11 protein-coding genes and 1 pseudogene are annotated in these 9,392 nt (G+C 42.9%); 4 read left to right on the top strand and 8 right to left on the bottom strand.

Annotated elements, in window-relative coordinates:
- From IM500_RS13140 to remA, 3 genes and pseudogenes are all read right to left on the bottom strand, one after another.
- Nucleotides 1-305 (bottom strand): annotated as a pseudogene (locus IM500_RS13140) (RNA-guided endonuclease TnpB family protein); the annotation flags it as partial.
- Nucleotides 306-651: 346 nt separating this feature from the next.
- Entirely contained in the window at nucleotides 652-1,206 is a 555-nt protein-coding gene (gene gmk / locus IM500_RS13145; protein ID WP_190718876.1) for a guanylate kinase, read from the bottom strand.
- Nucleotides 1,207-1,218: 12 nt separating this feature from the next.
- Complete coding sequence (gene remA, locus IM500_RS13150; protein WP_002737924.1) at nucleotides 1,219-1,488, bottom strand: extracellular matrix/biofilm regulator RemA; 270 nt, start codon at nucleotides 1,486-1,488, stop codon at nucleotides 1,219-1,221.
- Nucleotides 1,489-1,916: 428 nt separating this feature from the next.
- On the opposite strand from remA, the gene IM500_RS13155 reads away from it, so the two are divergent.
- Both IM500_RS13155 and psbV read left to right on the top strand, forming a co-directional pair.
- On the top strand, nucleotides 1,917-2,123 hold the full coding sequence (locus IM500_RS13155; protein WP_061432255.1) for a hypothetical protein: 207 nt from the start codon (nucleotides 1,917-1,919) through the stop codon (nucleotides 2,121-2,123).
- Between the two features lie 128 nt (nucleotides 2,124-2,251).
- On the top strand, nucleotides 2,252-2,737 hold the full coding sequence (gene psbV, locus IM500_RS13160; protein ID WP_199328712.1) for a photosystem II cytochrome c-550: 486 nt from the start codon (nucleotides 2,252-2,254) through the stop codon (nucleotides 2,735-2,737).
- 52 nt (nucleotides 2,738-2,789) lie between these two features.
- Here psbV and IM500_RS13165 read toward each other — a convergent pair whose 3' ends face one another.
- Together IM500_RS13165 and IM500_RS13170 are read right to left on the bottom strand one after the other, a co-directional pair.
- Entirely contained in the window at nucleotides 2,790-3,494 is a 705-nt protein-coding gene (locus IM500_RS13165) for a DUF3226 domain-containing protein (RefSeq protein ID WP_353737904.1), read from the bottom strand.
- Nucleotides 3,472-4,563: an AAA family ATPase gene (locus IM500_RS13170; protein ID WP_190718870.1), complete on the bottom strand. Its 1,092-nt coding sequence runs from the start codon at nucleotides 4,561-4,563 to the stop codon at nucleotides 3,472-3,474. The genes IM500_RS13165 and IM500_RS13170 overlap by 23 nt, the downstream gene beginning before the upstream one ends.
- Nucleotides 4,564-4,743: 180 nt before the next feature.
- Between IM500_RS13170 and IM500_RS13175 the strand changes: the two genes are divergently transcribed.
- Entirely contained in the window at nucleotides 4,744-6,249 is a 1,506-nt protein-coding gene (locus IM500_RS13175; protein ID WP_190718866.1) for a UbiD family decarboxylase, read from the top strand.
- Nucleotides 6,250-6,351: 102 nt separating this feature from the next.
- Here IM500_RS13175 and IM500_RS13180 read toward each other — a convergent pair whose 3' ends face one another.
- The 3 genes from IM500_RS13180 to ndhC are packed head-to-tail and all read right to left on the bottom strand — an operon-like array spanning nucleotide 6,352 to nucleotide 8,009.
- Nucleotides 6,352-6,855 carry an NAD(P)H-quinone oxidoreductase subunit J gene (locus tag IM500_RS13180; RefSeq protein WP_002780471.1) on the bottom strand — a complete coding sequence of 168 codons (504 nt, stop codon included), beginning with the start codon at nucleotides 6,853-6,855 and terminating at the stop codon, nucleotides 6,352-6,354.
- Complete coding sequence (gene ndhK / locus IM500_RS13185) at nucleotides 6,856-7,599, bottom strand: photosynthetic/respiratory NAD(P)H-quinone oxidoreductase subunit K (RefSeq protein ID WP_002760976.1); 744 nt, start codon at nucleotides 7,597-7,599, stop codon at nucleotides 6,856-6,858. It lies immediately after the preceding gene.
- 47 nt (nucleotides 7,600-7,646) lie between these two features.
- On the bottom strand, nucleotides 7,647-8,009 hold the full coding sequence (gene ndhC, locus IM500_RS13190; RefSeq protein ID WP_002739390.1) for a photosynthetic/respiratory NAD(P)H-quinone oxidoreductase subunit C: 363 nt from the start codon (nucleotides 8,007-8,009) through the stop codon (nucleotides 7,647-7,649).
- 494 nt (nucleotides 8,010-8,503) lie between these two features.
- On the opposite strand from ndhC, the gene IM500_RS13195 reads away from it, so the two are divergent.
- Nucleotides 8,504-9,133: a calcium-binding protein gene (locus tag IM500_RS13195; RefSeq protein WP_190718860.1), complete on the top strand. Its 630-nt coding sequence runs from the start codon at nucleotides 8,504-8,506 to the stop codon at nucleotides 9,131-9,133.
- Nucleotides 9,134-9,392 lie beyond the last annotated feature (259 nt).

Raw genomic sequence — 9,392 nt, forward strand, 5'->3', positions numbered from 1 at the left:
CGAGGAAACCCCTTTTTTCCCGGTATCTTAGCATGACAATTATGGTAAAACCTAGTAATTGATTGCCAGGCTCTATCAGCAGCCGATTGACGAGCTTGAGAGTTTAATTTATTAACCCAAGGTGTCTCTTTATTGTTAGCTAGTACCGCACAAAGTTTTTGGAGATCATTGCGGGTTGTCCCTTGATTGTCCATCCAATAACGAACACAAGAGTTACGCACAAACTGAGATGTTCTAATTGCTTCATCAAGCCGGTGATATTGCTCTAGTGTCCCGTTTTTTAGCTTTGCTTCTACGACTAGCATCTAACAATTCTCGACCATTGGTTAAGTAGATTATAACACAGTTTGTCCACAGATGGTGGAATTAAACCGATGCTCCGTTGCTGACCCTTCGACTTCGCTCAGGGTCATTGATATTCTGGTCGGATTTCATCCCCCGCTAATTTTTGTGAGTATCTTATCGAAAAATGTAGCGGGGGTATTCATCCGATATTTTAGGTAACTTAGGGAATGGGGGATAGGGATTAGGGGATAGGGGAAGTATTTTCAGTGAACAGTCAACAGTAATCAGTGAACTGAAAACTCACATCTGATAACCGATAACTGATTCAAGGCTGACGACCGACCACTGGCTGCTGCCCCTTGATGGCTAACGGCTAAAAATAATCTTCTCGATGGCATCTAGGGCGGTTTCTAGGTCATCGTTGACGATTTGAGCGGGGAATTCCTCGCTGGCGGCCAATTCTTCTCGGGCGCGCTCTAGACGACGGGCGATCGCTATTTCGCTATCTTTGCCCCGGTCGCGCAAACGACGTTCTAATTCCTCGAAACTGGGGGGTAGGATAAAGATTCTCCTCGCTTCGGGGAAGCTTTGACAGACCTGTCTGGCCCCCTCTAATTCGATTTCTAGAATTACGGTCTGGCCTGTTGCTAATTGAGCGGCGATCGCTGATTGGGGTGTCCCATAGTAGTTGCCCGCGTATTCGGCCGATTCTAGAAATTCTCCGGCTGCCATTTTCTCCTCGAAACTGGGACGGTCGAGAAAGTAGTAATCTTCCCCCTCAATTTCACCCGGTCGAGGTGGGCGCGTAGTAGCGGATACGGACAGGTAGAGGTTAGGGAAACGAGTTAGTAAATGCCGGACTAGCGTACCCTTGCCCACACCGCTAGGGCCGGTAATGACAATTAATTGACCGGGTTGCATGGGGTTAATAACTTAGTTGCTACTATTAACAGGCGCTTCCTTGTTGACCACGAAACGGTGAGCCACGGTTTCTGGTTGAATGGCCGACAGCACTACATGACTAGAATCGGTGATGATCACCGCACGAGTCCGTCTTCCATAGGTAGCATCGATTAAACAGCCTTTATCCCGAGCATCACTGATGATGCGTTTGATAGGAGCCGATTCTGGGCTAACGATGGCGATAACCCGATTAGCGGAAACAATATTACCGAAGCCGATGTTGATCAGTTGTATATCCATAAGTTAACAAAGGTGCAGTCCTTTGTACAAAAGAGTGTTGAGGTATGATTACAATGTTATCGAGAAAGATTTAGCCTTACAACGCTAAAAATAACATTCTTAATCACATTTTAGTATTTTTTCAGGTTTTTTGCGATTTTAATTAAATTTGTTTACACAAGTCTCTATCTTAGGGAATAAAAAGGCAAAAGTCGGGAAAATTAGGGAATTTTGAGGGTGTGGGGTGATGGGGTGATGGGGTGTGGGGTGATGGGGGGTGGGAGCTTTTTTCAGTGATCAGTAAACAGTAATCAGTGAACTGAAAACTCACATCTGATAACTGACTCTCGATCACTGATCACTGATCACTGTTAAGAATGTCCCCGGCAATGGCATGATAATTATGGTAACTAATAAGTATTCTCTATCCTTGGTGGGTGCGTTAGACTATGGGTTTTGCTGATCTATCGATCGCTGATATTGCGGCAGAGTACGGTCTGGCCGATGAATCTGTGTTGTCACTTTGCGACCAATTAGGCATCTCCTATAAAGATCGGCAGACTAATCTCGCCCTAGAAGATGCTAAAGCAATTATCTCACTGATTTTATCCCAACGCTCAGGAGTAACCGCCTCTAAAACGGAAACGTCCCCTTGACTTTATTCCCCACTGGGATCTTCTCGGTGTCCGTGATCACTTAGAATCGATCGATACCCTCCCAGAGGAGAAAATTTTTTAGTCACCTTAAAATTCCCTTTCTTGGAACAATTGCGAGTAGGAGAACAATGATCAAACGTTTGATTGTGGCAGCGATCGCTGTAGTTTTTTTTGTATTACAATTCAATCTTAACGGCGCTAGTGCCTTAGAACTCGATGAAGAAACCCTCACCATCACCCTCAATGATGCGGGGAAATCGGTGACTTTGACTTCTGAACAAGCGACGGAAGGACAGAAACTTTTTATCGCCAATTGTACTAAGTGCCACCTGCAAGGTAAAACCAAAACTAATAATAACGTCAGTTTGGGTCTGGCCGATCTAGCAAAAGCGGAACCCCCCAGAGATAATCTGTTAGCATTGATTGATTATCTAGAACATCCCACCAGTTACGATGGTGAAGATGATCTGAGCGAACTCCATCCCAATGTTAGCCGTCCCGATCTCTTCCCAGAATTACGCAATCTGACCGAAGATGATGTGTATAACGTCGCCGCTTATATGTTGGTTGCTCCCCGTCTAGACGAGCGCTGGGGTGGCACAATTTACTTCTAAATTGCACTGCATATATCCCTCGATCCCTCTAGATTTCTAGGGGGATTTTTGATTAGACAGCAAATAGTTGTAAAAATTCTTTGAGTTCATTTAATACCTCATGCTCAAAGTTCCAAATGTCTTTTTTGGTTAAAGCATGGGATAAATTACAATATTTCTTAGCCTCTCTTTTTTCATTCTGTGATGGTGTATCTTCCCTGATATAGTTTTGAATCCACAATTTATCAATTTTTTTACGATTTATATCAATATTTTTTTGTGCAAGACAGAATCGCCAAGCTTCTACACAATCAGCATGGGGAGAATCTTGGGTTTTAATTTCTCTCAACACTGTCTCTAGTTCCCCCTGTTCATTAACATGAAGAAAATGACAACCTATTTGAGTATTCGTAGAAGCATTTAATTGAAATAGCTTTTGGGTATCATCTATCCTGACTGCTTCTCTAAAAACTCTTTGAATACATTGACTAACCAGAGCAAGTCTTTCTTGTCTGGTTTGTTCGTCTAAATCTAAAACAATACCTATCTTTTGAATATCATCTTTGAGCAGGGTGTTATTAAGTCGTTTCAGTCGTTGTTCAAGGCTACGATAATTTTCTCGTTCTATTCCGTCTAGAATATAAAATTCAACAATAGTTATCGTTAAATGATTCGATTCATTAATATGCTCAATAATAGCTCGTAAAAAAGCCGCATCATCTTGACTTTCAACAATTATTACATTAGCCACGATTCTACTCACCTCTGATTCGATCATTGTGCTTGAGAGCATAATCTAAGATATCTAATTCACTTTTAATACCGATAATTTTATCAGTTCTGGGACTCCTTGCTAGTTCAAAATAGGCCCCCTGTTCTGGATAATATTCTAACCCCACATCGGCAAAAGCTTGGATCATCTCTAAACTGTGGGTTGTGGCAAAAATTTGGCTATCTAGTTCGATAGCTAATCGGAATAAAGTTTTCCAAATATCTGGGTAAGCAGTATAGTGAAGACCATTTTCTATTTCATCGATAAAAATAATTTTTTTAGGATTGATGAGTAGAGCAAAAATCATCTCTATCAGACGATTAATAGCTTCACCAAACAGAGATATGGGTAGGCGTTTTCTCTCTTTTCTTTTCAGGTATAAATTTGGTTCGCCCAGAAAAAAACTTTCTATCTTTTTAATAGAAGGATCAAGTATTTGCAAGGCTTTTAGCACTTCTTCTTCCTGTTCATTAAAAGCTATTTTAGTATAGGACTCGCTCAATTCTTCCAAAGATTTATTGACAGATGCATCAATGATTACTGGTTGCTCATCACCCGCATTAGGTAAAGCTAGTATTCCCTCAGAACTAGCAATTAAAAAATAGTTCATTTGACTATCTTTTGAGTCATTCTTGAGGTCAAAACTTGTGTGAATATTTAAGATAGAAATAACTGATTTATTTTTAGCGATAAAATCATATAATTTTTGCCAATCTTCAGAGATGCCTAGAACAGTATCTTGAAGAGAATCGGAAATCGATATTTTTACCAATTTATCCCCTTGATTAGATTGGGAGCCTTTTAACTCAATAATATTTTCTCTATCAAGATTGAATAATAAATTATCCCAAGCATTTTTGGGAACAGCCTGAACAACGGCTAAAGATTCCTTGCGAATAGATTCTCTGACTTCATGAATAGTATTTGGATAGGGATAACTATACAAAAATATTGCCTCTAACAAGGCAGTTTTCCCTGAATTGTTTTTACCACCAATTAAATTAACTCGCTCAAAACCTTCAATTTTGGTATGCTCAAAACATCTAAAATTACTAATTTCAATATCCTTAATCATGTTGACCTCTGGGCTGGATAAGCATAAATTTAGGCGTAGGAATGAAGCTGGCGAGATGGGGATTTTTTTACTTAATTCTAGACGAGAATAGCCTCAAACTCTCAAAACGGTGACTATCCCTGACGGAAACTGCCGCCCTAAGAGATAATAGAGAGAGGGATTTATTTACATTTCTTCATCATGGCTAGAGACTTACGAGGATTTATTAAGCTTTTAGAAGAGCGTGGGCAATTACGCCGCATTAGTGCATCGGTCTCTGCCGATTTAGAAATTGCCGAGATCGCTAATCGGATGCTACAGGTGGGGGGACCGGCCCTACTGTTTGAAAACGTGCAAGGAGCAGAGTTTCCCGTCGCTATTAACCTGATGGGAACGGTAGAACGCATCTGTTGGGCGATGAACCTGAATAAACCCGAAGAATTGGAAGATTTAGGCAAAAAACTCGCCCTGTTGCAACAACCGAAACCCCCGAAAAAACTCTCCCAAGCGATCGATTTTGGTAAAGTTTTATTTGATGTCCTGAAAGCCAAACCCAACCGTAACTTTTTCCCTGCCTGTCAACAGGTGATTTTAGAGGGGGATGAAGTAGATTTAAAGAAAATTCCGATGATTCGTCCCTATTCGGGCGATGCAGGTCAGATTATCACCCTAGGGCTAGTAATTACTAAAGATTGCGAAACGGGAACCCCTAACGTCGGTGTCTATCGCTTACAGCTACAGTCTCACAATACCATGACCGTCCACTGGTTATCCGTGCGCGGTGGGGCGCGTCACCTGCGAAAAGCGGCACAAATGGGCAAAAAATTGGAAATAGCCATCGCTTTAGGGGTCGATCCTCTGATTATCATGGCCGCCGCCACTCCTATACCCGTAGATCTGTCAGAATGGCTGTTTGCGGGATTGTACGGCGGTTCTGGGGTACAGTTAGCCAAGTGTAAAACCCTCGATTTGCAAGTGCCGGCCGACGCAGAAATCGTCCTGGAAGGAACAATTACCCCCGGAGAGGTATTGCCAGATGGACCCTTTGGTGATCACATGGGTTACTATGGCGGTGTGGAAGATTCACCCCTGATTCATTTCCACTGCATGACCCATCGTCGCGACCCCATTTATTTAACCACTTTTAGCGGTCGTCCTCCCAAGGAAGAAGCGATGATGGCGATCGCACTTAATCGTATTTATACACCGATTTTACGGCAACAGGTGTCAGAAATCAGGGATTTTTTCCTACCGATGGAAGCTTTAAGCTATAAAGCGGCGATTATCTCCATTGATAAAGCCTATCCAGGGCAAGCGCGGCGAGCGGCCTTAGCTTTTTGGAGTGCCTTACCCCAGTTCACCTATACTAAATTTGTCATCGTCGTCGATAAGGAGATTAATATTCGCGACCCCCGGCAAGTGGTTTGGGCAATTAGTTCTAAAGTGGATCCGGTTCGCGATGTGTTTATTCTCCCGGAAACCCCCTTTGATAGCCTCGATTTTGCCAGCGAAAAGGTCGGTTTGGGGGGGAGAATGGGAATTGATGCCACCACTAAAATGTATCCCGAAACCGACCACGAATGGGGGGAACCTTTGGAGTCGGATCCTGCCATGGCGGTCAAGGTTTCCCAACGCTGGTCAGAATACGGTTTAATCGATATTAATTTACAAGAAGTAGATGCCAATAAGTTTGGCTACGAAATGTAGATTTAACCGACTAAATACCCAATAGCTTATCTTGTCCCTAAATCTCAAAAAAATCGGGCTAGAAATATCTTCTAACCCGATGTTACTGATTAAATTCTCGACTTAGTAAGCGTCCTGTAGTTCGTAGAATTCGGGAGAAACGTAATCTTTGCGTAGAGGCCAACCGACCCAATCTTCCGGCATTAAAATCCGTTTCAGGTGGGGATGTCCTTCATAAATAATGCCGAACATATCATAACTTTCTCGTTCTTGCCAGTCAGCTGCTTTCCAAATCCAGTAAACCGAGGCAACCCGGGGATTATCTCTGGGAAGAAAGACTTTTAAGCGCACTTCCACGGGACTATCGACATTATCGGTTACTTTGACCAGATGATAGAAACTAACTAATTCTTTCCCCGGTCCCAAATCGTAAGCACCCTGACATTGGAGATAATTAAAGCCATAAGCGTATAAAGCAGTGGCCAGAGGAATTAAAAAGTCTGCTTCTACTTTAATCAATTCCACACCACTATGGTCAGCTTCTAAAGCTTGATGCTCAAAACCATTTTCACTTAACCAAATCGAAGTGGGGCCAGCTTGCACAATAGCTGTGGTTTCTTCAGTCATTTAGATTTCTTCCTTTTGTTTCGTGGTCAAAAGAGCGGGGGGAACAGGCATACCGGTGGCTTCTAGCAACTCTTTCGGAGGTGCTTGACGGGTGGCCGATTGCAGATATTTACCGGTAAGAATCGGTTCCGTGGCCTGCATTTTGTGGGTAGTGCTGTAATAACGATTGGTTTGCTGGAGGACAGTCCCGCGTTCTTGAATAGATTCGTTAGCGACTTTTTTCCGCAGTTTAATAATCGCGTCGATAATCGCTTCCGGACGGGGGGGACAACCGGGTATATAGACATCCACGGGGATAAGTTTATCTACCCCTCTAACCGCAGTGGTGGAGTCACTGCTGAACATTCCCCCCGTAATCGTACAGGCACCCATGGCGATAACGTATTTAGGTTCCGGCATTTCTTCATACAGACGCACCAAAGCGGGGGCCATTTTCATGGTGATTGTACCGGCAGTGATGATTAAATCGGCTTGCCGGGGACTAGAACGGGGAACTAAACCAAAGCGATCGAAATCAAAACGGGAACCAATCAAGGCTGCGAACTCGATAAAACAGCAAGCTGTACCGTATAGCATCGGCCAAAGACTTGACAAACGCGCCCAGTTATACAGGTCATCAACGGTGGTGAGGATGACATTTTCCGATAAATCCTGGGTAACTTTGGTGCGTTCGATGGGATTGAGGATTTTTTCGCTTTGTTGTTCGATAATTTGCTTAAATTCGCTGGTAGGGTTGGGACTCATCGGGTTATCCTCTTATGAAAAGTCAAAAATAAGGAAAATTATGGCCGTTATGACCATTCTAAGGCTCCTTTTCGCCAAGCATAGACGAGAGCAACCACAAGGATAGCAATAAAGATCAGTGCTTCTACAAAAGCTAATAGGCCCAATTGATTGAAAGCTACTGCCCAAGGGTAGAGAAAGACGGTTTCCACGTCAAAAACCACGAAAACGAGGGCAAACATATAATAACGAATGTTAAACTGAATCCAAGCACCGCCGATCGGTTCCATCCCCGATTCATAGGTGGTGCGTCTTTCCGGACCACCACCACTAGGCCGCAGGACTTTGGAGGCAGTTAGGGATAGGATTGGTACTAAACTGCAAGCAAGCAGAAATCCTAGAAAATACTCGTAACCTTTGAGGACAAACACTGGGTTTTTTTCTCCTTATTCGCTATCGACAGGGGAAGTTGTCGGCATCTCTATGGCTACTTATTATAGAGGCTTTAGCAACCCGTCTCCTTCTCAAAAGCAGCATTGAAGATGTTTATCCAGATTGCTCGTTAAGATTGTACGGGAGTGCCGGAGTTGCCAGTTCGAGCATTTGTCCTAAAATTTCCGATAGGCAGTATAGTTTGTTAATGCACAGGCTCCAAGCAGCGATCGCACTAAGAGGAGAGTATCTGGTGTGGGGATAACTTTAAGTTGGGAAAGTTGAGCATCTCATACGGCCGCTCCTTTTGACACCCCCCAGTCTGACGGCAAATCCTTGTACAGAAAAACTTTCAAGAGTTCTCAGCACCACTAGGGTATCCCCAGCCAGGGAGATAAATGTAAAGATTTATTAAATTGTAGCGTATGATACAGTCTGGGGGGGGTAGAGTGCATATTGGCCATTATCTAAAACTAAACAAGAGAGTAAAGCCATGGCTACTTACTACGGTACAAGTGGAGCAGACTACTACAACTATACGGGAAGTGAACAACTCTATGCCTATGGTTATGGTGGCAATGATACCATTTACGGTAATACCAACGATGATCGTATTGACGGTCGCGATGGCAATGATCAACTTTATGGACAGTCGGGCAATGATATCTTATGGGGATGGAATGGCAACGATTATTTAGATGGGGGAACTGGTAATGACACTTTATGGGGAGAATCGGGAAATGATACCTTATTCGGGGGATCAGGAAATGATTATCTGAGTGGTGGTAATGGTAATGATCGCTTAACCGGCTCTACATCTGGATCTTTTAACAGCAATGAGTATGACACCTTAGTTGGAGGTGCTGGAGATGACATTTTTGTGCTAGGTGAAAGTGCTGGTAACTATTATCAAGGTAGTGGTTATGCCCTTATTGTTGAATATGTCGGCATACTAGACCGTATTCAAATTAAGAATACTGGTTCACTTCGCCTATCGTGGGAAAATTGGGCAGGTACTTCTGCTTTATTAGATACAGCCATCTATCAAGGAGGTGACTTAATTGGAGTCGTTCAAGATAACACCAGCATTTCGTTAAACAGTTCTTACTTTCAATTTGTTTAGCATCGCCTCGTAGGTTGGTTTCTATAAAGAAAACGAGTTTCTTTAAGAAACCCGTTTTCTGTGCTTGTGCTTTTATTGTTCCGCAAATAATAATCAACATTTGGAGATATAGCGTTTCTGATTCACAAGAGGTACATTCCCGATCCTGAACAGCTTAATCAGCAAAGGTTTAAGTGTGCCGCACAGATGCGAGAAACGCTATAAGTAGCTGGTTATAATTAAATTAAAAATGGATTTTAGGTTCGATCCCCCCTTAATC

The organism is Microcystis sp. M179S2 (genome assembly GCF_020245805.1).
Lineage (GTDB): Bacteria > Cyanobacteriota > Cyanobacteriia > Cyanobacteriales > Microcystaceae > Microcystis > Microcystis aeruginosa.

Coding starts and splice junctions, on each gene's coding strand:
- gmk (WP_190718876.1), bottom strand. CDS start 1,206: ATGCAACCCGGTCAATTAATTGTCATTACCGGCCCTAGCGGTGTGGGC.
- remA (WP_002737924.1), bottom strand. CDS start 1,488: ATGGATATACAACTGATCAACATCGGCTTCGGTAATATTGTTTCCGCT.
- IM500_RS13155 (WP_061432255.1), top strand. CDS start 1,917: ATGGGTTTTGCTGATCTATCGATCGCTGATATTGCGGCAGAGTACGGT.
- psbV (WP_199328712.1), top strand. CDS start 2,252: ATGATCAAACGTTTGATTGTGGCAGCGATCGCTGTAGTTTTTTTTGTA.
- IM500_RS13165 (WP_353737904.1), bottom strand. CDS start 3,494: ATGATCGAATCAGAGGTGAGTAGAATCGTGGCTAATGTAATAATTGTT.
- IM500_RS13170 (WP_190718870.1), bottom strand. CDS start 4,563: ATGATTAAGGATATTGAAATTAGTAATTTTAGATGTTTTGAGCATACC.
- IM500_RS13175 (WP_190718866.1), top strand. CDS start 4,744: ATGGCTAGAGACTTACGAGGATTTATTAAGCTTTTAGAAGAGCGTGGG.
- IM500_RS13180 (WP_002780471.1), bottom strand. CDS start 6,855: ATGACTGAAGAAACCACAGCTATTGTGCAAGCTGGCCCCACTTCGATT.
- ndhK (WP_002760976.1), bottom strand. CDS start 7,599: ATGAGTCCCAACCCTACCAGCGAATTTAAGCAAATTATCGAACAACAA.
- IM500_RS13195 (WP_190718860.1), top strand. CDS start 8,504: ATGGCTACTTACTACGGTACAAGTGGAGCAGACTACTACAACTATACG.